This is a genomic window from Janthinobacterium sp. Ant5-2-1, from assembly GCF_001445815.1.
Classification (GTDB): domain Bacteria; phylum Pseudomonadota; class Gammaproteobacteria; order Burkholderiales; family Burkholderiaceae_D; genus Janthinobacterium; species Janthinobacterium lividum_E.
On record NZ_LNCE01000029.1, the window covers coordinates 1 to 26,040 of the forward strand.

The following is a 26,040-nucleotide window of genomic DNA, read 5'->3' on the forward strand; positions in this document are numbered from 1 at the left end:
CCCCAGCTCTTGCTTCTGGGGTGAAAAAGGCCGCTAACGGCGCGCCAGAGACAAACCTTAATACGGATTATTCAGCACATCCATCGCAAAATACGTAAAGATCATGTCCGCGCCCGCGCGCTTGATGGCGCCCAGGGTTTCCTGCACCACGCGGCGCTCGTCGATGGCGCCGGCTTGCGCGGCGAACTTGATCATCGCGTATTCTCCGCTGACCTGGTAGGCGCCAATCGGCAGGCGCGTCACTTCGCGCAGGTCGCGGATGATGTCCAGGTAGGCGCCGGCTGGTTTGACCATCAGCGCGTCGGCGCCTTCGGCTTCGTCGATCAGCGACTCGCGCACGGCTTCGCGGCGGTTCATCGGGTCCATCTGGTACGTTTTACGGTCGCCCTTCAGGGTGCTGCCGGCCGCGTCGCGGAACGGGCCGTACAGGCCTGATGCGAACTTGGTCGAGTACGCCATCACGGGCGTGTCGTGGAAACCGGCCGCATCTAACGCGCTGCGGATGGCCGCCACCTGGCCATCCATGGCCGCCGATGGCGCGATGATGTCGGCGCCCGCCTGCGCGGCGATAACGGCCTGCTTGCCCAGGTTCAGCACCGTGCTGTCATTGTCGACCGTGTCGCCATGCAGGATGCCGCAATGGCCGTGGTCCGTGTATTCGCAGAAGCAGGTGTCGGACATCACCACCATTTCCGGCACGGCGTCCTTGATGATGCGCGACATGCGCGCCACCAGGCCGTCCGGGTTCAGGGTGTCCGTGCCGTGGCTGTCCTTGTGGTGCGAAATGCCGAAGGTCATGACGGAGCGCAGGCCGGCGCGCGCGTAGCGCTCCACTTCCTGCGCCAGCTTCGCTTCGGGAATGCGGCGCACGCCGGGCATGGACTTGATGTCGATGAAATCGCTGCTGCCTTCGTCGACGAAGATCGGCAGGACCAGGTCGCGCGGATTGATCTCGGTTTCGCGGAACAGCTCGCGCAGTTGCGGGGTCGCGCGCAGGCGGCGCATGCGCGAAGTGGGGAATTGTGCTGGCATGGGGTGACTGGCTTCAGGTTAACAACGCCGATAAGTATACGCCGATCGCGCCAGTTGCGCCGGACCGCCCGGCAAAAAAGCCGCGCAAGTCAAGAAATGGTCCCCTGCGCCGTCATTGCGCGTGCAGCAGGGCCGCCACTTGCCAGCGCATGTCCGCCGCCAATTGCACCAGCATGGCGCCGCGGCGGCGCGCGTCCGACCGTTTTTTCGACGGCACCAGTTCCAGCTCCGGCATCCGGCAAGGGCCGCATGGCAGGCGGAAATTGCCGTCGCTGGTGGGCTGCGCATGCAGCTCGCGCCAGGCCAGGTCGTAATCGCACGAGATATGCCGGCGCCGGCGCCAATTCAGCGCGATGCGGTTGGCGTTGCTGACCAGGTCCAGGTGGACGCAGCCGAAAAAATCGCCCAGGTCGCGCAAGGCGGCCACCATCAGGTTTTTCGGCCGACAGCCATGCAGCGCCCGCGTGGCCTCTTTCACCGCCTGCGCGCCGGCGGACGAACGCAAGCCCTGCAAGGCGCCCAGCTGGATGACGGCGCCGCCAGGCTGGGGACGGAACAGGAAACTGGCCAGGTAGAGCGGCACGCCGTCGCGCGTCAGGCGCAGGCACAACTCCCCTTCGCGGTGGCTGTCGTGGATGGCCGTCAGCTGCAAGCGGTAGGTGGCGCCATCCTTGCCTTCGATGGCGGCCAGCACCAGCGCCCGCCGCGCCGCGTATTCCACCAGCGGCCGCGCGCCCGCCTGCCACAGGAAGCGGTAATGCCCGCACAGCAGGTCCACCCGCGCCGCGCCGCCGAACTGGCCGCTGGCGTAAGGACGATAGATCTTGTACAGCAGGCTGGGATGGGCTTGCGCCAGCGCCGCCATTCCCGGCGTCGCGGCAATGAACGCTTGCCAGCGCGCGCGCTGCAGGGGAAAGACGATGGCGCCCAGCGCGGCCTTGATACGGTGGCCATGCTGGCGCAGTGGCGCCTGCTGCGGCGCGGCGTTGTCGCCGGTGGCGGTAAAAGTATGCATGCAAACGGCTCTACGACGTGTCGGGATAAGCGGGACGCGGCGACGGCCGCAGGCAGCCCGGAACAGGCGGCTGCGCGCACGCAGCCGCTCTACGCCGGGTAGAGCGGATGATAGGGCGAGGTGAAAATGAAGGGGGTTACAGTTTGGTAATGTCGACCTGGCCTGTGGCGCACAAGCACATTATGGCAGCGAGCCGGTTGCAGGTTCCCTGACGCCGCGCTTGAGCCGCTGCAGCAGCCAACGCCGTGCCGGCACTTCCAGCAAGCGATAGCTGATGCTGCTGACAAAGAGCAGGATGCCGGTGAAGATCGCCGCCTTCATGATGTAAGCTGATATACCCGTGCCCGGAAACATCAGGCGCAGCAGTTTCTGCAGCATCATGGCCAGCGGCAGATGCAGCAAGTAGATGGCATACGAGCAATCGCCCAGGAAGGCTGCCGCCCGGCCCTCAAGTATGGCCGGCCGCAACCTGGCGGCGAGCCACACCGTCGCGGGCAATGCCCCCATCACGACGAGGCCCAGCGGTATGACACCGGCGCTATCACCCAACGCATGAAAGGCGGCAAACACGCCGAGCGCCAGGGCCGCAAAATAGGCCAGTATCCAGGCATGCATCCGACACTGGAACAACAGCAAGCCCCCTGAAAAGCCCAGCAGGCCGCGCAGCAAGCCTTCATGTACGTCATCCGACCTATAGCCGCTCAGATAGCGGTTCATCCAGACGGCGCATCCCCATAGCAGCAGCGCCGAGCAAAAGTGTAGCGCGAGTTTCCAGCGCAAAGTATGCATACCCATGCGCACGGCAAAGAACCAGATCAGATTGATGAACACCTCGACGAAAATCGACCAGCTGGGTCCGTTCAAGGGAAAACTAGGTCTGTCAGCCTGTAGACAGGGCAGCATCAGCGCATTGGGCGCGAAGCATACGATGTTGGCCGACGTGGTGCCGATGTGGCTCTTGATCAGGATGACGGCAAGGGCCGCCAGTAGCGCGACAGCGTATAGCGGATAAAGCCTGGCAAAGCGGTTGCGCAGAAAGTCTCTGAAGGGCATGCCGAGGTGGATGCGCTCTTCATAGCTATGTGCCATGACCCAACCGGAGAGGATGAAAAAGAAGTCGACTGCCAGGTAGGCGTGCGTGATCGTGAAACCAAATATGCCCGGCAGATGATGCACGGCGACCAGCATCGCCGCCAATCCACGCAAGCCATCGAGAGAAACGATACGGCCGCCGAAATGGCCAGCCTTCATGCCAGCACCAGTCATGTTTGCTCCATATCTATCCACCTGTCGAATTGGCGCAGCACGCCAACAACGAGAACCAGGCAGATTTGGCGATCACTCGATGCGGCCGCACGACGAAGGCCGTGATCTACGGTCAAATGGCGAGGTCGAAAAAAAGTAACAAAATTATATCACAATACTTTATTTAAAAGCAAATATGGCAACGTTTATGCTGCAAAAAAAAACGCGGCGGGGCGGACAACAAGAACGGCTTAGCGGACAACAAAACCTGACAGCCTAAAACGCAGCCGCAAGCCCGGCGCCGCATCCTCGATCTCCAGGCTGCCGCCATGCAGGGCCGCGATGGCTGCCACGATGGACAGGCCCAGGCCATTGCCGGGCAAATGGCGGCTCTTGTCGAGCCGGTAAAAGCGCTGCGTCAGTTTCGGCAGTTCTTCAGCCGGCACGCCGGGGCCGTTGTCGCGTACGGCCAGCCAGCTGCCGTGTTCATCGCTGCCGGCCGATACTTCCACCGTGGCGCCCCGCCCCGCATATTTGATGGCGTTGTCGACCAGGCTGGCCAGGGCACTGCCCAGCAGGTTGCGGTCGCCGCGCGCCGGCACGCCCTCGCCATACATCTGCACCAGCAGCACGCCCTGCTCGTCGGCCGTCGCTTCATACATTTCCACGATGTCGGCGCCGATCTGCTGCAAGTCGATATCGTCGAAATTCTCGGGACGCATGCCCGATTCGGCCGCCGCGATCTGCAGCAGCTTGTCGAACACGCGCGTGAGGTCGTCGATGTCGTCGATGGCCGCCTGCGCCGCGCTTTCGTAGCCTGCCACGCCCTGCTGCTGGCGCAAGGCGCCATCGAGCTTGTTGCGAATGCGCCCCAGCGGCGTGCGCAGGTCGTGCGCAATGGCGTTCGACACATGGCGCACGCCTTCCATCAAGTGTTCGATGCGGTCGAGCATGCGGTTGATGTCGCGACTCAGCAAGCCGAATTCGTCTTCGCTGGAAACGGGAATGCGCCGGCTCAGGTCGCCGGCCTCGATTTCCCCCGCCGTGCGGCGAATCTGCCCGATGCGCGCCTCGAGCTGGCGGCGAAACAGCCACGCACCCGCCACCACCAGCAGGATGGCTACCCCGCCGCCATAGGCCAGCGAGCGCAGCACCAAGGCGCGGATCGACCTGCCCTCTTCCATGTCGCGCCCGACGAACAGGCGCGCTCCGCCATCGAGGTCGCGGATCAGCATGCGCGCGGGCACCCTGCGCCCTTCGCGCGTGACGTCGCGGTGCAGCAGGCGGCCCACTGGGCTGCCCACGTCGGGCCAGGACGACAGATTGCCTGCCACGCGGCGGCCATCGGCGTCCACCAGCAAAAAAATCTCCGTGTCGCTGTCGGTGCGGTCGGTCAGCAAATGGGCGATTTCCGCCGTCGTGCGGCTGCTGCCGCCCTGCTGGTACAGCGCGGCGAGGCGCTCCGAGAGCAGGGTCAGCTTGCGGTCCACGCTGCGATCGAGCACGCCGATGGTGCCGAAATAGAACACGGCGCAGACGATGCTGATCGACACGACCACCAGCACGCCATAGCCGAGCGCCAGGCGGGCCGCGATCGAGCGGTGCCAGTTACGCACTGTCGATCACGCCCAGCGTGTAGCCGACGCCGCGCACCGTGTGGATCAGCGGCGGCGAAAATTCCTTGTCCACCTTGGTGCGCAAGCGGCTCACCTGCACGTCGATGACGTTCGTCTGCGGGTCGAAATGGTAGTCCCACACGGCTTCGAGCAGCATGGCGCGCGTGACGGACTGGCCCTGGTGGCGCATCAGGTATTCGAGCAGGCGAAATTCGCGCGGCTGCAGGGCGATTTGCCGGTTTGCGCGCGTCACGCGCATGGTGCGCATGTCGAGCACGAGGTCGGCCACCTGCAGCTGCGTCGATTCGGGCACGGGCGCGGCGCGCCGCAGCAGCGCCTCGATGCGCGCCAGCAGCTCGGCGATGGCGAACGGTTTCGACAGGTAATCGTCGCCGCCGCTGCGCAGGCCGCGCACACGCTCGTCGACGCTGGAAAGAGCTGACAGCACCAGCACGGGCGTGTTGCTGCCCATGCCGCGCAGGCGCGCGACGATCGCCAGGCCGTCGATCTCGCCGGGCAGCAGGCGGTCGAGTACCAGCGCATCCCAGTCTTCGCCGCAGGCCAGGCGCATGCCGTCGATGCCATTGTCGCAGGCGGTAACGTCGTGACCCGCCTCGCGCAGGCCGGCACAGATATAGCGGGAAGTTTCGGCTTCGTCTTCGATGACCAGGCAGCGCACGGGATTTCCTTGTAAAGATCAGGCAGCAAATAGGCGCAGCATACGCCAGGCGCGCGCCACTTGCCAGTCCCGCCGCGTGCGGCGCGCAATGACAGGGTCGGGTACAATACGGCCTCGACATTGTTTGGCCGCGCGCCTGCGCCCCTGTTTTATCGGCGCCTCCCGGCTTGCCGCGGCCTCTATAGCCACCACTGCCACTAACGAACATCCGGCGCGCCAGGCGCGCCACAGACCAATACAGCCATGAAATCGACCCACTCTCTCGCACTGGCGCTGGCCATGGCCATCAGCTGCGGCAGCGCCGCCGCCGCAGATACCAAACAAAGCATGCTGTTCGATGAAATCCCCATCGGCAGCTGGAGCACTTCCGCCGAACTGGGCGCCATCACCACTTCGGGCAACACGGTCGGTACCTCCGTCACGGGCAAGATCGACGCGCGCCAGGAACTCGATGACTGGAGCAACCAGTACATTTTCAGCGGCTACTTCAAGGAAGACGAAACGACGAACGACGATGGACAAAAGATCCGCGAACGCTCGGCCGAACGCTTTTCCGCTTCCGCCAAGGCCGCCTACAAACTGATGGCCGACCATGAAAAACTCTTCGTCCTGGCCTCGCACGTGAACGACAAGTTCGGCGCCTACACCAAGTACTCGACCCTGGCCGTCGGTCATGGCTCGCGCTGGTACCAGTCGACAGACAAAAGCGTCGACGTGGAATTCGGTCCTGGCTATTTCAGCGGCACCAACGACGCGGGAGAATCGGAACACGGCCTGACGGTGCGCGGCGCGGCCGCCATGAAGTGGAAGATCAGCCAGTCGGCCATGTTCACCCAGACGGTCAGCGTGGAACGAGGCACCTCGAACACCCACTCGATCGCCGAAACGGCCCTCAGCACAAAAATCAACGGCACCATGCAGATGAAGGCCGCCTTCAGCGCCCGCAACGACACGCGCGTACCGGACGACAAGAAGAACACGGATACGCAAACCTCGCTGACCCTGGTCTACTCGTTCTAGGACGCGCCCCCATGCTGATGCGGCGTCTGCGCGTATGCGCCCTCCTGTGCGCGGCGGCGCTGCTGAGCGGCTGCGCCGCCGTCACCGTCAGCGCGATTTCGCCGGCCGACTACCTGCAGCAGCGGCGCGGCGACATCCTCACGACGGGCAAACTGAGCGCCTCGGCCAGCGAGGTGCTGCGCATCATCGGCAGCGACATCGCCGCCTGCGAAGCCAATACGGGCAGCTGCCGCGCCGACCTGGCCCGCTCCGAGCTGCTCAGCGACGAGCAGCGCCTGGCCACCCTGTCCGAATTGTGGCTGGAAAGCGCGCTGGCGGAAGAAAAGCAGGGTGGCCACCCCAGCGCCGAACGCCTGGCCGCCTGGCTCGAATCGGCCCGCTACGCGTACGCCTACCTGTTCTACACGACGCGCACGCCGGGCCAGCGCGCCTTCGAGGAACGCCAGACGCAAATCCGCGACTACTATAACTATGCCGTCCAAAAGGCCGTCGGCAACCTGTTCCGCCACCGCGGCGAATACCGCCCGGACGGCCATGTGATCCGCGTCGCCGGCTGGCAGATCGACAGCGAACTGTCGGCCCTGCGCCTGCCCGACGACGGCACCCTGCCCGACGAACTGCTGCCGGCCACCTCGTTGACGTTTTCCGGCCTGCGCAATGTGTACCGGCGGGACGGCTTCGGCGCCGACCTGGTGGCCGTCATGCCCAAGCCCGCCGGAGCCAGGGACGCGGCCTTCCAGGAAAGCCGCTTCCCCGTCGTCACGGCGCTGATCCGCTTCGATGGCAACAGCCTGCAGGAGGTATTGGCCACGCAGCAGCTGCTGGTGATGCTGGTCGACCCGACGCGCAGCGAATCGACGCGCATGGCGGGCCAGGAACTGCCCGTGGCAGCCAACTTCACGGCCGGCTATGGCCTGTGGCTGGCCCGTTCCGGCTTCGGCGTGCAGGCGTTGCGCACCCTGTTCGGCAGCGCCGACGGCATTTCGCGCCCGCAGGTGCACCTGATGCAGCCCTACGACCCGAACAAGCGCACCATCGTCATGCTGCACGGCCTGGCCAGCAGCCCGGAAGCGTGGATCAACGTGGCAAATGAACTGATGGGCGACGAACAGCTGCGCCGCCGCTACCAGATCTGGCAGGTGTACTACCCGAGCAATGCGCCGCTGGCGGCCAACAACGCCGCCATCCGCAAGGCGCTGAACGCAACCCTGGCGCAGTTCGACCCTGCCGCCAAGGCGATGGCCGCGAACGACATGGTCTTGATCGGCCACAGCATGGGCGGCGTACTGGCGCGCCTGATGGTCTCCGACGCCAGCAACACCCTGCTCGACGCCATCACGGAAGAATACAATTTGAAGGGCAAGAAAGCGGAAAAAGTGCGCGCCGGCCTGGCGCCCTACCTGAATTTCACGGCCATGCCGCAGGTGAACCGCGCCATCTTCATCGCCGCGCCGCACCGCGGCACCTCGTTCGCCAACCACAAGGTGGCGCGCTGGATCGCCAACCTCGTCACGCTGCCCATCACCATGCTCGACCAGTTGTCGGACGCGGCCGGCAGCCTGGCGCAGCTCGACACGGGCAGCAGCGAACCGCTGCGCATCCCCAACAGCATCGATAACCTCAGCGACAAGGACCCGTTCGTGCGCCTGGTGGCCGACCTGCCCATCAGCCCGAACGTGCGCTACTACTCCATCATGGGCAACGACACGCCGGACCTGCCGCTGGCGGAATCGAGCGACGGCGTGGTGCCGTATGCCAGTGCCCACCTCGACGGCGCGCAGTCGGAAAAAGTCATCCCTTCGTGGCACAGCGTGCAGGAAAGCCCGCAGGCGATCCTGGAGATACGGCGCATACTACGCATGCCGGATTAAGTCGCCAAGGCGATAGCAGCGCAGGCCGGATCAGGCGGGGCCGCCGAGGCCGCAGGCGGTAATCCGACAACATTATTGGCCACGCCCATGGTGATGTCGGCTTACGCGCTCCGCGCTAAGCCGACCTACCCGACTGGTGCCAATGGCTGGGCTGGCAACCGTAGGTCGGATCAGGCGAAGCCGTAATCCGACAACATTGTTAGCTTCACTTTGGGCAGCGCCAGCATCACACCGGCTCGCGCCACTTGTCCTTGATCTCCAGCATGGCCGGCAGCTGCTCGATGAACAGCGCCAGCAGCTCAGGATCGAAGTGCGTGCCGCTGTCGCGCTGCATGGTGGCGATGGCCTCATCAATCGTCCAGGCGCGCTTGTACGGGCGTTCGCTGGTGAGGGCGTCGAAGACGTCGGCGATGGCGACGATGCGGCCTTCGTGGGGGATTTCCTCGCCTTTCAAACCTTGCGGATAGCCGCTGCCGTCCCATTTCTCGTGGTGCGTCAAGGCGATGGTGCGCGCCATTTTCAGCAAGCCGCTTGCGTGCTCGCCGATGATGGCCGCGCCAATTTCCGCGTGGCGGCGCATGACTTGCCATTCGTCCGCATCGAGCTTGCCCGGCTTTTGCAGGATGGCGTCGGGGATGCCGATCTTGCCCACGTCGTGCATGGGCGCCGCGTTGAGCAGGTCTTCCGCCCTGCCCGCGCTGTAGCCGGCCGCCAGCGCCAGCTGGCGCGCGTAGTAGCTCATGCGGATGACGTGCATGCCCGTCTCGTTATCCTTGTATTCGGCCGCCTGCCCCAGGGTCTGGATCACCTGCAGGCGCGAACGACGCAATTCCTCGGCGTCCACCAGCGACAGATGCGTGCGCACGCGGGCGCGCACGATGGGCGGACTGACCGGTTTCGTGATGTAGTCGACGGCGCCCGCGTCAAAGCCGTCCGCCTCGTCCTTCACGTCGCACAGGGCGGTGACGAAAATGACGGGGATGGAGGCGGTCGCCGGCATCGCCTTCAGTTGACGGCACACTTCATAGCCCGTCATGGCGGGCATCATGATGTCGAGCAGGATCAGCTCGACGGGGTTGTTCTGCGCCAGTTCCAGCGCCTTCTCGCCATCCTTGGCGTACAGCAGGCGGTAATCGTCCTGCAGGATCTGGCGCAGCACCTGCAGATTCGTCGCTTCGTCGTCAACCAGCAGCAGGATCGGTTTGTCTTCGTGTAAGGTCATCGTTGGCCCAATATCAGGAAAGGTCGGCAGGCATAGGCGCTTCCAGCCACGCCAGCAGCTGTCGCAGCACGCCTGCGGCGCGCGCGAATTCAAAGTCGTCGATGGCGCTGGCCAGCGCCTGCAATCGCGGCTGCTGGCCGTGCGGCGCCAGCATGGCCGCGATCTGCGCCATCAGGGCGTCGTCGAGCTGTCCGCCTTCCAGGCTGGCGATGGCTTGCCGCAGCAAGGCACCAAAGGCGGTGGCATCGAGGGGCGCGCCGGCAGCCGGCGCACTCGCGGCCACGGCCGGCATACCCGATTCTTCCAGTTCGCCGGCCAGCGCCATGAAGGCGGCAGCCAGCTGCACCAGCAATTCGGTCGCCGGCAGCTGGCGCGAGATGGCTTGCTCGATGCGTCCCAGCAGGCTTTCGATCCGCACCAGGCACAGGTTGCCCGCCGCGCCCTTGATACGGTGCAGCAGGTGGCCCGCCACGCTGCTGCCGCCGCGCTCCAGTTCGGCCGCCAGCATGGCGGCGCAGTCGCCATTGGCTTGCACGAAGCGGCCAATCGCCCGTTGCAAGGCTTCGCGGCCGCCCCACAGGGCGATGCCGCGCTGCCAGTCCACCTGGCCGGTGGCCGCACGCGCCGCCGCGCCGGCCGCCGTCGGCGGCATGGACACGGCGATATCGAGCAGGCGGGCGATTTCCGCCGTCAGCTTGTGCATTTCCAGCGGCTTCGAGGCAAAACCATTCATGCCGGCCGTCTGCGCGGCGCGCCGGTCCTGCTCCAGCACGCTGGCCGTCAGGGCGATGATGGGCGTCGCCGTCAGGCCCTGCTCGCGCTCGTACACGCGGATCAGGCGCGTCGCTTCCAGGCCATCCATGCGTGGCATCTGCACGTCCATCAGGACGACGTCGAAGCTGCCCTTGCTGAACTCGCGCACGGCGCTCTCGCCATCGCTGGCGGCGATCACCTGGTGACCGGCCGCGCCCAGGCTGATCAGGAGCAGCTCCACGTTCTGCGGCACGTCGTCGGCCGCCAGGATGCGCAGCGGCGGCAAGGCCACCACAGGCTGCTCGCTGCGGCGCGACACGGCCTTGCCCGGCGCCAGCGGCAGCAGCACGTGGAACACGCTGCCCACGCCCAGGGTGCTTTCCACGGTGATGGTGCCCCCCATCAGTTCGACCAATTGCAGCGAAATCGTCGTGCCCAGGCCCGTGCCGCCAAAACGGCGGCTCATCGAGGAATCGGCTTGCGTAAACGGCGCGAAGATTTTGTCCAGGCGGTCGGCGGGAATGCCGATGCCCGTGTCGTGCACGGCGATATGCACCTGCTCGCCCTGCATGCCGACGGCCACGCGCACATGGCCCACTTCCGTGAACTTGACGGCGTTGCCGATCAAATTCGTCAGCACCTGCTGCACCCGGCGCGCGTCGCCCAGGAAGAACTGGCCCATGCCGGGATCGACATCGACATGCAGCACCAGGTCGCGCGCATGCGCCGTGATGCGCAGGGACGCGGCCACGTGGTCGACCAGGTCCGGCAGCGAAAAGTCCACCAGTTCCAGCTCGGTGGCGCCTTTTTCCAGTTTGGCCATGTCGAGGATGTCGTTCAGCAGCTCGAGCAGCGAACGGGCCGACTGGCGCACCGTGCCCAGATGGCGGCGCTGCAGGCTGTCCAGGGCAGTCCCCAGCAGCACTTCCGTAAAGCCGATGATGGCATTCATCGGCGTGCGGATTTCATGGCTCATGTTGGCCAGGAAGCTGGTCTTCGATTCGGCGGCCAGTTCGGCACGGTCTTTCGCCGCGCGCAGGTTTTCCTGCATGGCGCGCCGCTCGCTCACGTCGGTGGCCAGCTTGACCACCTTGAACGGCTTGCCATCCGTGTTGAAGATCGGGTTGTACGAGGCCTGTATCCACACTTCCTTGCCATGCTTGCCGATGCGCTTGTACTCGCCCGTATTGAATTCGCCCTGCGCCAGGTGCTGCCAGAACGCGACGTAGTCGGGCGAGGTCACGTAACCCGGCTCGCAGAACACGCTGTGGTGCAGGCCCAGCACGTCCTCGAGCTGGTAGCCGGTCAGGTCGAGGAAGTTCTGGTTGGCCGCCAGGATGCGTCCCTGCAGGTCGAATTCGGCGACGGCCGTCGCGCGCGAGATGGCCGTCACCTTGCCTTCGTATTCGGCGTTACGCAATTCGCTTTCCGTGATGTCGAGGATGACGCCGTCGATCCAGCGCACCACGCCGTCGTTATCGAGCACGGGGCCGCTGCTTTCGCGCACCCAGCGCTCGCGCCCGTCGCGGTGGATCATGCGGTAGACGTTCTCGAAATCGCGCCGTTCGCCGGCCGCCTGCACGCAGGTGTCGTTGACGCGCTGGCGGTCGTCCGGGTGCACGAGGTCGAACAGCCTGACCCGCCCTTCGGCGAAGTCCTGCGGCAGCCAGCCCGTCAGATTGAAGACGGCGTCGCTGATGAAGATCATCTTCCATTCGGGCGCGAAGCTGCAGTGGAAGGACACGCCGGGGATATTGCGGATCAGGGTGCGGTACTGGCGTTCGCTGTCTTTCAGTGCCTGCTCCATGCTGCGTGAAGAGCGCATGTCCGTGACAAACGCCACGAACAAGGGCTGGGCCGGCGCATCGATCTTGCCGATCGCCACGCGCATGGGCAGCACGGCGCCATCCTTGTGGCGGCCATCGAGTTCGCGTCCGCTGTCGAGGATGCGCGAGGCGCCCGTTTCCAGGTAATCGCGCAGATAGCCCTCGTATTCGGCCGCGTCGGCCGGCTGCAGCAGCACGCTGGCGTCGCGCCCCACGATCTGCGCTTCGCGCCAGCCGAACAGGCTTTCCGCAGCGGGATTGAAGGAGCGCACCTTGCCCTGGCCATCGATGGTGATCAGGCCATCGGCCGCCGTGTCGACGATGGCGCGCAGGCGCGATTCGCTGACGCTGGCGTGGCGCAGCAGTTGGCGGTAGCGCAGCAAGCCGTTCGCGGCGGCCACGAAGACGGTCAAGGTGACGGTGATCAGGGCCACGGCCAGGGCCACGAACGAGGCTTGCACCGTGATCGTGTTCTCGCCTGCCGTGGGCGTGCCGGAAAAACGCGCCGCCAGCATGCCTGTGTAGTGCATGCCGGAAATGGCCAGGCCCATCACCACACTGCTGAGCAGCAAGGACGCCAGGGGGCTCAGGCGCTGGCGCATGGCGCTCAAGCCGAAGCGCACCCACAGCGCCAGCATGGCCATGGTGACAGCCACCAGCAGCGACAGGGCAAACAGCCAGGGTTCATAGCGCAAGGCCAGCGACGTTTGCATGGCGGCCATGCCGCTGTAATGCATGGAGCCGATGCCCACGCCGACGAGCACGCCGCCCACCACCAGTTGGCGCCAGTTGATGCTCGGACGCGCCAGCATGTGCAGCGCCACCCACGAAGCGGCCATGCCGGGCAGCATGGAGAGCAAGGTCAGGCCGGGGTCGAAGGACACGCGCGTGCAGATGTCGAAGGCCAGCATGCCGATGAAATGCATCGACCAGATGCCGCCACCCAGCGCGATGGCACCCGTGATGATGGCCGTCTGGCGCTGGAAGCCGCGCTCGCTGCTGCGCGCCATGCCGGCGATCTGCAGGGCCATGAACGAGGCAAAGATGGCGATACCGATGGAAAACAGCACCAGCCAGGCATTGTGCGTGCCATAGATGTACTGCATGGTATCGGTCGATACGGCAAAGATGGAACTAAGCATACTGTCGTGGCATAAGAGAGTGAAACCTAACGTCGCAAAACATGACGGCGCACCGCGCGCCGGCGCCAGGCTTTTTACTAAAGCGGCAACACAGCGGAAATGACAACGGTAGCAGTCGACCAGGGCAAGGCTCGGTCATCACGCCCGCGCCTGCCGCGCGGGGGAAAGGTGCTTTTTTCAGAGGGAAAAAGCGGAATGCGTACGAACTCTGGCGCGGATGTCTGGCCGCCAGCGTGACGATGATTTTTTAAAGAGCCATGAGTATAGTTGCTTTGCGAAAATATTCATAGGACTTCAGCAATATAGTTGCCAAAAGAAAACCACTTTGCGGCCACGATGCCACAAGTTCAGGGAAGCAGGCGCTCGGCCATCATCTCGCCATCCCCATCGAGTCCTGTTTCAACGAAACCAGCCTGCGCGTACAGTTGCCGGGCGCGCGCATTGGCGGGCACGTAATAGAGCACCACCCTGCCCGCGCCGCGCGAGCGCATCTCGTCCAGCAGCAGGGCCAGCGCCGCGCGGGCCAATCCCTGGCCCTGCCACGGCGCCGCGATCATCAGGCGGTACAACACGTACGTATCCTGCCGCCCCGCACTGCCCGGCAGCGCGTACATGGCAAAGCCGATCAGTTCGTCGTCGGCATAGATGGCGCGCGGGTGCATGTTGGCGTGGCTGGCGGCCAGCGCCAGCGACTCGGCATTGCCGGCAATAAAATCGCGTTGCGCCGCATGCAGCGGCAGCCCGATGACGGCGTCGGCGTTGGCCGCGCAGATGGCGCGCAGGGTCAAGACAGCGTTGATGCTCACGCCCTTCCTCATGCTGGCGGCCACTGCGCGCGTATCGCGGCAGATTCCTGATAGGTCGGACCGGCACGCACGGCCACAGGGATACCGGCCAGCGTACAGCGGCGGCTCAGCTCGTCCTTGATCTGCCGCAACGATAAACGCTGCGGCACGGGCAGATCCATGCCCACCACGCGGATCAGCGGATAATCGTCGAGGATCGTGTGCAGCAGCAGCTCCACGCGTGCCATCGGCGGCCCTCCGCGGTAGACATTCACCGCGCCCGCGTAACTGACCACTTCCAGCGCGCGGATCTGCCGCAGCTCCAGTTGCAGCACCTTGTCATGGCCGGGCAGGCGCCGCGCCACCCGGCGCAGCAACAGGCCAGCGTCGTTGATCTCGACATGAAAAAACAGATTGGGGCCCGGCAACAGGATCAGTCCGACGATCCATGCGGCCAGCGCCGGCAGGAGCAGCAGCACTGCCTCGCCCGCGTACGCCACGTCGCGCCAGACGGCTTGTCCGACAAAGGCGAGGATCAGGGCGCAGCCCCCTAGCAGCACGCTGCGCGACAGCACGGGACGCAGATTGGCCATCATCGCCGCATGCGAGCTTGCATCGTCGGCCGCCGCAAAGCGTATCCATTCCGCGCGCGCCGGGTTCAAGCGCCTGGCGGGAATGCCGCTCAAGTATGCTGCGCCAGCATGCCGCGGAACCATGCCAGTTGCTCGCGCGTCAGGTAATTGGCGCCATCGCCGTGCAGGATGACGATTTCGATCTCGGCCGGAATCGACGCGACCAATTGCGCGCCCGTCACGGGAATTTTCGGAAAGGCGATGCCGGCCAGGAAGGCCAGGTCTTCCGCCACCGTCACGCACTGGCGCTCGGGATTGGGCGACGGCACAAGGAACAGGTCGATTTGCTCGCTCTGCCCGCCGATAACGACGTGCAATTGGGCGGCCAGCAGTTCGGGCAGGATCAGCTCGATGTTATTCTCGGTGCGCGATTGCTGGAAAGCGCTTTTCAGGGGCGTGAGGACAGGAGTAGCGGTCATGGCAAAGTGAAAAGATAAAGACGGCGGCAGTGTAGCAGAGCCGCCTGGCCCGGCGCGCTCTGCTGGCGCAACGGCTACATCTTGTAGTGCAAGGACAGCAGCACGCTGCGCGGCGCACCGTAGCGTTCCAGCCCGCCCGACCACGCATAGCCGAGGCCCTGGTAGTAGCGGCGGTCCAGCACGTTGTCGATATTCACGCGCAGCTGCAGCTGCTCGCTGATGCGGTAGCCGGCAGTCAACCCCACGATGGCGTAGCCGCCCTGCCGCGTCAGGTAAGCCGTGTCGCGGCGGTATATCTTGTCTTGGGCGTAGACGGAAGCGCCCACATTCCACTGCGCCAGGCTGCCGCTCAGCTGTACGTTCGTCATCAGCTTGAACAATTGCTTCGGCTCGTCCGTGGCGATGCGCTGGCCGATGTTGGCGGCCACGCTGTCCTTCGTATACTTGGCCAGTACATAGGTGTAGCCGCCCGCGATCTGCCAGCCCGGCAATGGCGAACCGGACACCTGCAAGTCGACGCCTTCACTTTGCACCTGCCCGGCCGCGCGGGCGCAATAGATGGCGCCGCCCGTGGGACAATTGAGCTCGTCGGCCATGGCGCGATTATTCTGCTTGATGCGGAACAGCGCGCCGCTGGCGTTGAGCCGGCCGCCGAAATACTCGCCCTTGACGCCCACTTCCAGGTTGGTGCCGCTCAACGGCGGCAAGGTATTGCCGCGTACATCGAGCGAACTTTGCGGCTCGAAGATCTGCGTGCCGCTCGCATACACGGAGTGATGCCGGTCCACATCGTAGACGAGGCCTGCGTACGGCGTGAATTTCGCGTTTTCCGTCAGGCCGCGGCGCCAGGCGGGGTTGGTGGAGTACCAGCCCGTTACATCTTGCGCATACCAGCCGAAGCGCCCGCCCAGCACCAGGTGCAGCGGGTCGGCCAGGCTGAAGTTGCCAGCCGCATAAATGCCCTTCTCGTCCGTCTTGCGACCCCAATTGTACGGCTCGAACGCCGCGCCGCGCATCGGGTAGGCATACGGATTCCACTGGCGGATATCGATCACGCGCGTGGCAGCGCCTTCCCAGCTCTGGCCCGCGTCGGAATCGTCATGGCGGTAGCTGGCGCCGACGATCACGTCGTGCTGGCGGCCGAACCAGGTGACGGGGCCGCTCAGGCGCCAGTCGGCCACGACTTGCTCCGTGTTGTACTTCCAGCCCGTTTCCGATTGGTTCAGCTTGTATATTTCGCCATCGATGCGGCTGTTGGTGGTATTGCGCGTGCTGGAAGAGGCGTCGATGCGCGTGATGGCGAAGCGGCTGCGCCAGCCCTGCTCCAGCTGCGTTTCCAGGTCGGCGAAGACGACGTTGTTGTCGCGCTTCTGGAAGGAGTCGGCATTGTTCAGGAAGGTAGAGCGGGGCAAGTCCATGTGACGGCCGTCAAGCAAGGTCGGCAAGCCGACGAAGACGCCATCGGTGCGGCTGTGCTGGCGCGAAAAACCGATGCCGGCCGTGGTCGACGGCGTCAGGTCCGCCTCGACGATCGCATACACGGTGCTGTTCCTGTTGTTGACCACGTCGACAAAACTGTCGCTGTCGCGCCAGCTGGCCGCCACACGCCCCCGCACGCTGCCCGACGCATTCAGCGCATTGCTGGCGTCCACCGTCAATTGCTTGTCCTTCCAGTTGCCCAGGTGGGCCGAGGTGTTCAGCAAGGGCGTGGCCGTGGGGCGCTTGCGTATCATGTTGATGCTGCCCGACGGCGCGCCCGCCCCTTCCATCAGGCCCGTGGCGCCGCGCACCACTTCCACCCTGTCGTACATCAGCATGTCGGCCGAGACGTTGCGCTCATTGAAACCCGTGACGTCCAGCGGCAAGCCATCGACATTCACGTGGCTCAAGGCGAAGCCGCGCGCGAAATACGTGGTCTCCTGGTCGGACACGCCCTGTGTCTTGCCATAGATGCCAGGCGTGGCGCGGGCCACGTCCTGCAAGGTGGTCAAATCGAAATCTTCCATCTGCTGGCGCGAAATGACGCTGACCGTTTGCGGCGTGTGGCGCTGCGACAGGTTCAAGCCCGTCGCCGTCGACATATTCCTCGACGTGTATAAACCCGTGCCTTCAGTGGCGCGGTCCGCCTCGGCGCTGACGACGACGGCGGGCATGCTGGCCAGGCCGCCGTCGACCGTGCCGGTATTCATTTTGCGCAACAGGTAATTGGCATTGCCGCCGTCCGCCACTTCCAGGCCGCTGCCCTGCAGCAGCTTTTGCAAGCCCGCCGTGGTGCCATGGCGCCCCTGCAAGCCCGGCGTCGCCAAACCGTCGAGCGCCACGCCCTGGGTGGACAGATTGATCCCGGCGGCAATGGCAAACGAGGCCAGCGCATCGCGCAAGCTGCCGGCGGGAATGCTGTACTCGCGCACGGTGGCGGCCGGGCTGGCCTCGGCGGCCAGCGCCGTTTGCGGCAAGCCGGCGCCAGTGGCACCTATGGCGAGGAGCAAGACCAGCGCGGCGCGCACGGCGCCGGTGGTGGGATGGAGCGTCATGCGTGCTGCTGTAAAGTTACGGTGCTGCAAAGCCATGTAAAGCCCTTTCGATGGTTCGGATTGTTCGTTCTCTACCTTGTATGACGAAGCAATCCGGAAAAAGGGACAGGGGAAATGCAAATAGTGGCGCTTGCCAGCTTGGCGGGGCGCAGCCACGCGTAAGCCGACAAGGACACCCGGCGTTGCCTGTCGGCTTACGCCCTGCGGGCTAAGCCGACCTACACAAGCACGCCAAACTGCCCATATCCGCACAAACCGTAGATCGGCTTAGCGGGGCGCAGCCGCGCGTAAGCCGACAAGACCAGCCCGCATTGCCTGTCGGCTTACGCCCTGCAGGCTAAGCCAACCTACAAGACCGGCATGCGTAAGACGACTAGCTCAAGCCGCCTCGACACTGATCCAGTAGCGCGTGCGGTACGCCAGCCGGATCGGCAAGGAACGTTGCAGCAAGAGCAGGATGTTGTCCGGGTCGTTCAACTGGAAGATGCCGTCCACGGGCATGGCCGCCAGTGCGGGATCGCAGCGCAGCACGCCGTACCGGTAACGCGCCACCTGTTCCAGCACCTCGCCCAGCGGCATGCGTTCGGCGATCAGCACGCCCTGCAGCCAGCCGGCAGCGTGCGGCGCCAGCGGCGTCAAGGCAGAAACAGCACGGTCATCGAAACTACCCTGCCGGCCCGCATCGATCCTGCGCGAGGCGTCGGGCGCTTGCGATGGCGCAATCTCGACGGCGCCCTCGCTGACGCTCACCTGCGTGCGCGCCAGCACGGTGCCAAGGTGGCGTACGCTGAAGTGCGTGCCCAGCGCGCGCACGGCGCCATTGCTGCTGCGCACGAGGAAAGGCCGCGCCGGCATGGACCTGTCGTGCGCCGTGGCGACGTGGATTTCCCCTGCATGCAACAAGACTTGCCGCGCCGCGCCGTCAAAGCGCACGTCGATGGCCGTGTCCGTATTGAGCACCAGCTGCGTACCGTCGGGTAATGTCATGCGGCGGATTTCTCCCCTGGCCGTGCGGATGCCGGCGCGCCACGCTTGCCATGGCGCCGACTGGCTGGTCAGCCACAGCGCCGGGCCGGCCGCGATCAGCCCGGCCAGACCGTAGAGCACGGCGCGCCGCTGCGGCGACTGCGGCGCCGCGTCCGCCGTCTGGCGCAATGCAGGCGGCACGCTGGCCAGGGTGCTGCACACCAGCTCGGCCCTCTGCCACGCCGCTTCATGCGCGGGATCGCTGGCGCGCCAGGCCTGGAACGCCTGCTGCTCGTCGGGGGCCAAGGCGCCCCCATGCAGGCGCACCAGCCATTGCGCCGCCGCCCGCGCCGCGCGGGGATCGATGGCCCCGCTCACAGGATCAGCAGGATGCAGCGCTCGAACGCCTGCACCATGTAGCGCTTGATGCTGCGCTCGCTCACGGCCAGGCGCCGGGCGATTTCCCCGTAGCCGAGGCCATCGACATGGGCCAGCAGGAAGGCGCTGCGCACGAGCGGCGGCAAGCCGTCGAGCATGGCGTCGATGCGCTGCAAGGCTTCGCGCACGAGCAGCCGCTCTTCCGGCGACTGCATCAGCAATTCAGGCTGCTGCGCCAGGGTTTCCAGCCATGCCTGCTCCAACGACAGGCGCCGGTAGTGGTCGATCAGCAGGCGCTGCGCCACGGTGGTCAGGTAGGCGCGCGGCTCGCGCAAGGCCTGCCGGCCGTCCGGCGGCGCCGTCAACAGGCGCACGAAGGTATCCTGCGCCAGGTCGGCCGCATGGTCGGCGCACTGCAGCTTGGCGCGCAGCCAGCGCATCAGCCAGCCGTGGTGGCTGCTGTAGATGCAGGCTATCGACTCGCTGGACTGCGCAATGTTCACTGGGGACTCCGATGCGCGCAAGGCAAGGCGCGGCTAATTGATAATAATTCTCATTATCACAAATCATGGCCTCCGGCGTCAATGCCGGCGCCTGCCTATCCCTGGAAACTGTTGTTTCAGCGTGGCTGCAATCTTCTAGCGGTCGGTATACAAGCTCTTCATCACCATGCCGCCGCGCATTTTCTTTGCGCCCGGCGCCAACCCCGCCGGACAGGCTCCCTGGAACACGGCCGCCAATTCCGTATGCTGCACCTCGCTCTTGCCATTGACTTGCACGGTGGTATCGGCGCTCAGGGTATATGCCTTGGCCAGATCACCCTTGAAGGTGCCGGTCAGCCTGGCGTCCGGACAGCTGGACGCGAATTGGTAGCTGTCGCCCTGGCGGCTGTGCGACTCGATCTTGCATTCCTGCTCGAAGCCGGACCACAGGTCGTCGTCGATCAGGCGGTCGCGCGCATGGTCGACGCAGATTTCCCAGGAAAATGGCGAGGTGGCGGGCGTCACTTTCCACAACCCCGTGGCGCGCTGCAAGCGCTGCGCCGGCTCGGCCGCGGAAGCGAACGTGGCCGCGCACAGGGGGAAAACAGTCATCAGAATCCAGGTCGTGCTGCGCTTCATGAGCATTCCTTTTAGCTAAAAGTTTAAATATAGCAAAGAGGAACGCGCGCAGGCCGCACGCTTAGCCCGGCATCCCGGGCCTTGCGACCAACACGAAGGGAATGGCAAACGGCCCCAGGAAAGTCACCAGGATGGCACGTATGGTCGTTATTCGTAAGGAGCGGCGTTTGGCAATGAAGAGGCAAGCGAAGGCCGACAGCGACCAGATCAAGGCAGGCAGGTATGCGGTCATCATGAACTCCGGATGCGCCCTGGAAGGCAGGAAACCATGCTGACATGAAAATGTGACCACCGCAATGGCAGATTGGGTATCTGCCATTGCGGTGGATACGGGTCCAATACGATCAGTGCTGGCCGATCTTCATGATTTTCAGCGCATTCGTGCCGCCGACCTTGCCCATCGGCTCGCCCCAGGTCAGCACGACGGTGTCGCCCTTGGCCACGACTTTATGTTCGACCAGCAAATCTTCCGCCTGTTGCAAGACCTTGTCGCGGTCGGTGCCGGACGTCAGTTCCAAGGTGCTGACGTTGCGGTACAGGGCCAGCTTGCGGCGCGTACCCACGCTCGGGGTCAGCGCGACGATGGGGATATCGATGTTGCAGCGGCTCATCCACAGTGCCGTCGAACCCGATTCCGTCAGGGTGGCGATGGCTTTCACGCGCAAATGGTGGGCCGTAAACAGGGCGCCGTAGGCGATCGACTGGTCGATGCGCGAGAACGTGGCGTTGAGGAAATCGGCGTCCAGCTTGCAGGTGTCCCACTTTTCCGCATCCAGGCAGATGGCGGCCATCGCTTCCACCGTTTCGATCGGGTAACGGCCCGACGCCGTTTCCGCCGACGTCATGACGGCGTCCGTGCCGTCGAGCACGGCATTGGCCACGTCGGACACTTCCGCGCGGGTCGGCACGGCGTTGACGATCATCGATTCCATCATCTGCGTGGCCGTAATCGCCAGCTTGTTCGACGCGCGCGCCATCTTGATCATGCGCTTTTGCAAGGCAGGCACGGCCGCATTGCCCACTTCCACGGCCAGGTCGCCACGGGCCACCATGATGCCGTCGGAGGCGTCGAGAATTTCTTGCAGCGCAGGAATGGCTTCCGCGCGCTCGATCTTGGCGATCATCATCGGCTTGTGGTCCCATGCTTCGCCGGCGATGTTGGCCAGCTGGCGCGCCATGACCATGTCGGTAGCGTTTTTCGGGAACGAGACAGCCACGTAATCGGCCTGGAAGCTCATCGCCGTTTTCACGTCTTCCATGTCTTTCGCCGTCAGCGCCGGCGCCGACAAGCCGCCGCCCTGGCGGTTGATTCCCTTGTTGTTCGACAACTCGCCGCCGATCTTGACGGTGGTGTGGATTTCGCTGCCGACGACTTTATCAACGGTCAGCACGATCAGGCCGTCGTTGAGCAGCAGCACGTCGGCAGTGCGCAAGTCGCGCGGCAATTCCTTGTAGTCGAGGCCGCAGCGCTCGATGTTGCCCAGTTCGCCGTTTTCGCCCCATTTCGCGTCGAGGATGAACTTGGCGCCGTTTTCCAGGAAAATCTTGCCTTCTTCAAACTTGCCGACGCGAATTTTCGGGCCTTGCAAGTCGGCCATGATGGCCACTTCGCGGCCGCACAGGGCTGCCGCTTCGCGCACCATGCGGGCGCGGTCGATATGGTCTTGCGCCTTGCCATGCGAGAAGTTCAGGCGCACGACGTCGACGCCAGCCTTGAACATGCGGACCAGGGTATCGATATCGTTCGAAGCGGGGCCGATGGTGGAAACGATCTTGGTGGCGCGTTGCTGTACTTGCATGGTCATGGTTGCTGCTTTCTAAAATAAGTTGCTACAAGGGCCGGCCTTGTGGGCCGGCCGTCCTGGTGCGCTGGATCAGCGGTGGTTCTTTCTTACTTGGCCGCCATCAGGGCGACCGTCGTGTCGAGCATGCGGTTCGAGAAACCCCACTCGTTGTCGTACCACGACGACACTTTCACGAGGCGGCCCGAAACCTTGGTCAGGGTCGAATCGAAATTCGACGAGGCCGGGTTATGGTTGAAATCGATGGAAACGAGCGGTTCCGTCTGGTACGTCAGGATGCCCTGCAGCGCGCCTTCCGATGCCGTTTTCAGCAAGGCGTTGACTTCCTCGACCGTCGTGTCGCGCTTGGCGATGAACGACAGGTCGACCAGCGACACATTGATCGTCGGCACGCGGATGGCAAAGCCATCGAGCTTGCCATTGAGTTCCGGCAAGACCAGGCCGACGGCGGCAGCCGCGCCCGTCTTGGTGGGAATCATCGAATGCGTGGCCGAGCGGGCGCGGCGCAAGTCTTCATGCATCACGTCGGACAGCACCTGGTCATTCGTGTATGCATGCACGGTGGTCATCAGTCCCGATTCGATGCCGATGGCGTCGTTGAGAGGTTTGACCAGCGGCGCCAGGCAATTCGTCGTGCACGAGGCGTTGGAAATCACGGTATCCGTGGCTTTCAACACCTGCTGGTTGACGCCGAATACGATGGTGGCGTCCACGTCCTTGCCGCCCGGCGCGGAAATGATGACTTTTTTCGCCCCGCCCTTCAGGTGGGCCGACGCTTTTTCCTTGGTCGTGAAGAAACCCGTGCATTCGAGCACCACGTCGACGCCGAGCTCGCCCCACGGGATCAGTGCCGGGTCGCGCTGCGCGAAGACGCGGATGCGGTCGCCATTGACGATCATGTTGTCGCCGTCGATGGTGACGACGCCGGGAAACTTGCCGTGCACCGTGTCGTAGCGCGTCAAGTGCGCATTCGACTTGGCGTCGCCCAGGTCATTGATGGCGACGATCTCGATATCCTGCTGCTTGCCGCCTTCATAAAACGCGCGCAAGACGTTGCGGCCGATGCGGCCATAGCCATTGATGGCAACTTTGATGGTCATGCTGTCTCCTTGATGTTTTATTTAAAACCAACCCAAGTGCACAATCCGGGGGCAGACCTTAAGGTCTGACCCCAGCATTTGCCGTTGGGTTAAAAAGAATCAACCACTATTTCTCAAGCCCGCCGCAATCCCATTGATCGACAAATGGATGCCCGTGCGCGCCGCCGCATCCTGCTTGCCTTCGCGGAAACGCTTCAGCAGCTCCACCTGCACGTGATTGAGCGGGTCGATGTAGGGGAAACGGTTGCGTATCGAACGCTGCATCAGCGGATTGGCTTGCTGTAACTCTTCCTGGCCCGTGATCAGTTTCAAGGCGTCCAGGGTGGCCGCGTATTCGGCGCGGATGCGCGTAAATATGGCGTCGCGCAAAGCCTTGTCCTTGACGAGTTCCGCATACTTGCCGGCAATGGCGATGTCGCTCTTGGCCAGCACCATATCCATGTTCGACAGCAAGGACGTAAAGAAGGGCCAGTCCGTGTACATGCCGCGCAGCACGTCCGCGCCATCGGCGGGATGGGCGGCCAGGTAGGCTTGCACGGCGGAACCGAAACCGAACCAGCCCGGCAGCATCAAGCGGCATTGCGCCCAGCTCAAGACCCAGGGAATGGCGCGCAAGTCTTCGATGGACGTGGATTTCTTGCGCGAGGCGGGACGGCTGCCGATATTCAGCGCGGCAATCTCCGCGATCACCGTCGATTCCCAGAAATACTGCTCAAAGCCATCCGTGCCGTAGACGAGGTCGCGGTAGGCGTTCAGGGCCGTGCCGGACAGCTCTTCCATCGCGGCAAGGTGGCCCGCGCCGGCAGACGCCTTCGGTTGCAGCTGCGCTTGCGGCAATAAAGTCGACTGGATGGTGGCGGCCACCAGCACTTCCAGGTTGCGGCGCCCCACTTCCGGGTTCGCATACTTGGCCGTGATGACTTCACCCTGCTCCGTCAGCCGGATCTGTCCCTGCACGGCGCCTGCAGGCTGGGCCAGGATGGCTTCGTAGCTGGGTCCGCCGCCGCGTCCCACGGAACCGCCGCGGCCGTGGAACAAACGCAGCTTGATCTGATACTCCTTGAAGACCGTCACCAGCTCGATCTCGGCCTTGTAGAGTTCCCAGCCGGAGGTCAGGAAGCCGCCGTCCTTGTTGCTGTCCGAGTAGCCGAGCATGACTTCCTGCTGGTCCGCGCGCGACTTGAGCAAGCCACGGTAGAACGGCAAGCCGAACGCGCGCGCCATGATGGCGGGGCCGGCGCGCAAGTCGTCGATGGTTTCAAACAGGGGGATGATGTTCACGTCCACTTCGCGGCTGTCCTGGCGCAGCAAGCCCACTTCTTTCAGCAGCAAGGCCACTTCCAGCAAGTCCGACACGCTGGCTGCCTTCGAGATGATGCAGTTCGGTACCGATTCACGGCCGTATTTGACGTGGGCTTCGCGCACGGCGCGGAAGATGTCGAGTTCGGACGTGGTTTCTTCCGAATATTGCGCATACGGCGACGTCAGCAGGCGTGGCGACTCCAGCTCGGCCAGCAGCAAGCTGATGCGCTGCTCTTCATCGAGGTCCAGGTAGACGAGGCCCGGCTGGGCGCCCGCGAACAATTCGTCCACGACGCGCTCATGCACGTCGGAATTCTGGCGCAAGTCGAGCGGCGCCAGCGAAAAACCGAAGACCTTGACGGCGCGGCGCAGCTGGCGCAAGCGGCCACGGGCCAGCGCGCGCAAGCCATTGTTGACGAGCGAATGCTGGACCACGTCCAGGTCGGCCAGCAGTTCGGCTGCCGCAGCATAAGGCTGCACGCCGTCGGCTTGCTTGCCCTTGCCGGAAAGCACGACGCGCGTATTTTCCAGGCGCGCATGGATGCCATGCAGGGCGCGGCGGTATGGCTCATCGACGCGGTGCGGCGACGCATCGGCCGAGCGTTCGGCCAGCGCGCGCAGCGGCTCGCTGCAGGCATTGAGGATTTGCGCCAGCGACAGTTGCGAAGCGAGCTTGCGCAATTCACCCAGGTAAAAGTCGAGGACCTTGTCGGCCTGCGTTTGCAGGGTGCTGCGCAGGATGTCGGCCGTGACGAAGGGATTGCCGTCGCGGTCGCCGCCTATCCAGCTGCCGACTTTCATGAAATTCGGTAATTCCGCATCTTCCCAGCGGGCATCGCGCTGGGCCAGCATGGTTTCCAGCGAAGAATACAGTTTCGGCAATTCGCGCAAAATCGTGTGGTCGTAGAACGACAGGCCATTGGCCACTTCATCCATGACGGACAGCTTGCTCGTGCGCAGCAAACGCGTCTGCCACAGGGTAACGATGCCGCGGCCCAGCGCTTCTTCGTTTTGCTCGGCTTCTTCCGGCGTCATCTGCACGCGGTCGCGGTCGCTCAACAGGCGCGCGATGGCCATCTGGCAATTCTGGATACTCTTGCGCTGCACTTCCGTCGGGTGCGCCGTGAAGACGGGGCTGACGAACGCATCTTCAAAGAAAGTTTCCAGCGCATCGGCCTTGCCCGCGTCAAACACATTGCCGACGGCGTGGCTGAGGCTACCCTGGCGCGGCGGCGAGCCGGCGATCAGGTGGGCGCGCGTGCGGCGGATGTGATGCTGGTCTTCCGCAATATTGGCCAGCAGCGAGAAATAGCTGAAAGCGCGCGTCAACTGCGTGGTTTCTTCCTGCGACAGCGCTTGCAGCGCGTCCGACAGCTGCACGCGCGCCGCTTCATCATTGTCGCGGCGGAAACGGATGGCCAGCTGGCGCACGTGTTCGATGCGCTCGAAGGCGGGGTCGCCCAGGTGGTTGCGGATGGCGTCGCCCAGCAGACGGCCCAGCTGGCGGATATCGCTGCTCAGCAGCTCGTCTTTCACTTCATTCATTTGCATGGTATTCATTTCCTGGGGCGGCCACGGCG

At 64.3% G+C, this 26,040-nt stretch carries 19 protein-coding genes; 2 read left to right on the forward strand and 17 right to left on the reverse strand.

The window, feature by feature from the left end; all coding sequences use genetic code 11:
* Positions 1 to 57: 57 nt before the first annotated feature.
* The 5 genes from hemB to ASN89_RS10360 all read right to left on the reverse strand — a co-directional run bounded on the left by hemB (position 58) and on the right by ASN89_RS10360 (position 5,587).
* A complete protein-coding gene (gene hemB / locus ASN89_RS10340) occupies positions 58 to 1,032 on the reverse strand; it encodes a porphobilinogen synthase (protein WP_035819309.1) in 975 nt (324 codons plus the stop codon).
* Positions 1,033 to 1,144: 112 nt separating this feature from the next.
* A complete protein-coding gene (locus ASN89_RS10345; RefSeq protein ID WP_058049213.1) occupies positions 1,145 to 2,047 on the reverse strand; it encodes a VirK/YbjX family protein in 903 nt (300 codons plus the stop codon).
* Positions 2,048 to 2,227: 180 nt separating this feature from the next.
* Positions 2,228 to 3,313, reverse strand: a complete 1,086-nt coding sequence (locus tag ASN89_RS10350) for an acyltransferase family protein (RefSeq protein WP_082654510.1) — start codon at positions 3,311 to 3,313, stop codon at positions 2,228 to 2,230.
* 230 nt (positions 3,314 to 3,543) lie between these two features.
* Positions 3,544 to 4,908 (reverse strand): sensor histidine kinase, encoded by a 1,365-nt coding sequence (locus tag ASN89_RS10355; RefSeq protein ID WP_046682859.1) that lies wholly within the window; start codon positions 4,906 to 4,908, stop codon positions 3,544 to 3,546.
* Positions 4,901 to 5,587, reverse strand: a complete 687-nt coding sequence (locus ASN89_RS10360) for a winged helix-turn-helix domain-containing protein (RefSeq protein ID WP_046682860.1) — start codon at positions 5,585 to 5,587, stop codon at positions 4,901 to 4,903. Before ASN89_RS10360 ends, ASN89_RS10355 begins: the two co-directional genes overlap by 8 nt.
* A 243-nt stretch (positions 5,588 to 5,830) precedes the next feature.
* On the opposite strand from ASN89_RS10360, the gene ASN89_RS10365 reads away from it, so the two are divergent.
* Both ASN89_RS10365 and ASN89_RS10370 read left to right on the forward strand, forming a co-directional pair.
* Positions 5,831 to 6,607, forward strand: a complete 777-nt coding sequence (locus ASN89_RS10365; RefSeq protein ID WP_058049215.1) for a YdiY family protein — start codon at positions 5,831 to 5,833, stop codon at positions 6,605 to 6,607.
* An 11-nt stretch (positions 6,608 to 6,618) separates the two neighbouring features.
* Positions 6,619 to 8,478 carry an esterase/lipase family protein gene (locus ASN89_RS10370; RefSeq protein ID WP_082654511.1) on the forward strand — a complete coding sequence of 620 codons (1,860 nt, stop codon included), beginning with the start codon at positions 6,619 to 6,621 and terminating at the stop codon, positions 8,476 to 8,478.
* 226 nt (positions 8,479 to 8,704) lie between these two features.
* Here ASN89_RS10370 and ASN89_RS10375 read toward each other — a convergent pair whose 3' ends face one another.
* The 12 genes from ASN89_RS10375 to ppc all read right to left on the reverse strand — a co-directional run bounded on the left by ASN89_RS10375 (position 8,705) and on the right by ppc (position 26,011).
* Positions 8,705 to 9,700 carry an HD domain-containing phosphohydrolase gene (locus tag ASN89_RS10375; RefSeq protein WP_058049216.1) on the reverse strand — a complete coding sequence of 332 codons (996 nt, stop codon included), beginning with the start codon at positions 9,698 to 9,700 and terminating at the stop codon, positions 8,705 to 8,707.
* A gap of 13 nt (positions 9,701 to 9,713) precedes the next feature.
* Positions 9,714 to 13,421: a PAS domain S-box protein gene (locus ASN89_RS10380; protein WP_058049217.1), complete on the reverse strand. Its 3,708-nt coding sequence runs from the start codon at positions 13,419 to 13,421 to the stop codon at positions 9,714 to 9,716.
* 347 nt (positions 13,422 to 13,768) lie between these two features.
* Complete coding sequence (locus ASN89_RS10385; protein WP_161911766.1) at positions 13,769 to 14,227, reverse strand: GNAT family N-acetyltransferase; 459 nt, start codon at positions 14,225 to 14,227, stop codon at positions 13,769 to 13,771.
* A gap of 8 nt (positions 14,228 to 14,235) precedes the next feature.
* Entirely contained in the window at positions 14,236 to 14,892 is a 657-nt protein-coding gene (locus tag ASN89_RS10390) for a hypothetical protein (protein WP_058049218.1), read from the reverse strand.
* The gene (locus ASN89_RS10395; protein ID WP_058049219.1) at positions 14,889 to 15,257 is read right to left on the reverse strand and encodes a hypothetical protein; all 369 of its coding nucleotides are present in this window, start codon (positions 15,255 to 15,257) and stop codon (positions 14,889 to 14,891) included. Before ASN89_RS10395 ends, ASN89_RS10390 begins: the two co-directional genes overlap by 4 nt.
* 74 nt (positions 15,258 to 15,331) lie before the next feature.
* On the reverse strand, positions 15,332 to 17,791 hold the full coding sequence (locus ASN89_RS10400) for a TonB-dependent siderophore receptor (RefSeq protein ID WP_082654513.1): 2,460 nt from the start codon (positions 17,789 to 17,791) through the stop codon (positions 15,332 to 15,334).
* A gap of 378 nt (positions 17,792 to 18,169) precedes the next feature.
* Positions 18,170 to 19,135 (reverse strand): FecR domain-containing protein, encoded by a 966-nt coding sequence (locus ASN89_RS10405; protein ID WP_058049220.1) that lies wholly within the window; start codon positions 19,133 to 19,135, stop codon positions 18,170 to 18,172.
* Entirely contained in the window at positions 19,132 to 19,638 is a 507-nt protein-coding gene (locus ASN89_RS10410) for a sigma-70 family RNA polymerase sigma factor (protein ID WP_058049221.1), read from the reverse strand. Before ASN89_RS10410 ends, ASN89_RS10405 begins: the two co-directional genes overlap by 4 nt.
* Before the next feature lie 135 nt (positions 19,639 to 19,773).
* Positions 19,774 to 20,256 carry a DUF3617 domain-containing protein gene (locus ASN89_RS10415; protein ID WP_058049222.1) on the reverse strand — a complete coding sequence of 161 codons (483 nt, stop codon included), beginning with the start codon at positions 20,254 to 20,256 and terminating at the stop codon, positions 19,774 to 19,776.
* Between the two features lie 344 nt (positions 20,257 to 20,600).
* Entirely contained in the window at positions 20,601 to 22,061 is a 1,461-nt protein-coding gene (gene pyk / locus ASN89_RS10420) for a pyruvate kinase (protein ID WP_080698726.1), read from the reverse strand.
* An 86-nt stretch (positions 22,062 to 22,147) separates the two neighbouring features.
* Positions 22,148 to 23,158 (reverse strand): type I glyceraldehyde-3-phosphate dehydrogenase, encoded by a 1,011-nt coding sequence (gene gap / locus ASN89_RS10425; protein WP_058049223.1) that lies wholly within the window; start codon positions 23,156 to 23,158, stop codon positions 22,148 to 22,150.
* Between the two features lie 99 nt (positions 23,159 to 23,257).
* Positions 23,258 to 26,011 (reverse strand): phosphoenolpyruvate carboxylase, encoded by a 2,754-nt coding sequence (gene ppc / locus ASN89_RS10430; RefSeq protein WP_200969015.1) that lies wholly within the window; start codon positions 26,009 to 26,011, stop codon positions 23,258 to 23,260.
* Positions 26,012 to 26,040 lie beyond the last annotated feature (29 nt).

Coding starts and splice junctions, on each gene's coding strand:
- ASN89_RS10370 (WP_082654511.1), top strand. CDS start 6,619: ATGCTGATGCGGCGTCTGCGCGTATGCGCCCTCCTGTGCGCGGCGGCG.
- ASN89_RS10400 (WP_082654513.1), bottom strand. CDS start 17,791: ATGACGCTCCATCCCACCACCGGCGCCGTGCGCGCCGCGCTGGTCTTG.
- ASN89_RS10365 (WP_058049215.1), top strand. CDS start 5,831: ATGAAATCGACCCACTCTCTCGCACTGGCGCTGGCCATGGCCATCAGC.
- ASN89_RS10415 (WP_058049222.1), bottom strand. CDS start 20,256: ATGAAGCGCAGCACGACCTGGATTCTGATGACTGTTTTCCCCCTGTGC.
- hemB (WP_035819309.1), bottom strand. CDS start 1,032: ATGCCAGCACAATTCCCCACTTCGCGCATGCGCCGCCTGCGCGCGACC.
- ASN89_RS10350 (WP_082654510.1), bottom strand. CDS start 3,313: ATGACTGGTGCTGGCATGAAGGCTGGCCATTTCGGCGGCCGTATCGTT.
- ppc (WP_200969015.1), bottom strand. CDS start 26,011: ATGCAAATGAATGAAGTGAAAGACGAGCTGCTGAGCAGCGATATCCGC.
- pyk (WP_080698726.1), bottom strand. CDS start 22,061: ATGACCATGCAAGTACAGCAACGCGCCACCAAGATCGTTTCCACCATC.
- ASN89_RS10375 (WP_058049216.1), bottom strand. CDS start 9,700: ATGACCTTACACGAAGACAAACCGATCCTGCTGCTGGTTGACGACGAA.
- ASN89_RS10395 (WP_058049219.1), bottom strand. CDS start 15,257: ATGACCGCTACTCCTGTCCTCACGCCCCTGAAAAGCGCTTTCCAGCAA.
- ASN89_RS10345 (WP_058049213.1), bottom strand. CDS start 2,047: ATGCATACTTTTACCGCCACCGGCGACAACGCCGCGCCGCAGCAGGCG.
- ASN89_RS10380 (WP_058049217.1), bottom strand. CDS start 13,421: ATGCTTAGTTCCATCTTTGCCGTATCGACCGATACCATGCAGTACATC.
- gap (WP_058049223.1), bottom strand. CDS start 23,158: ATGACCATCAAAGTTGCCATCAATGGCTATGGCCGCATCGGCCGCAAC.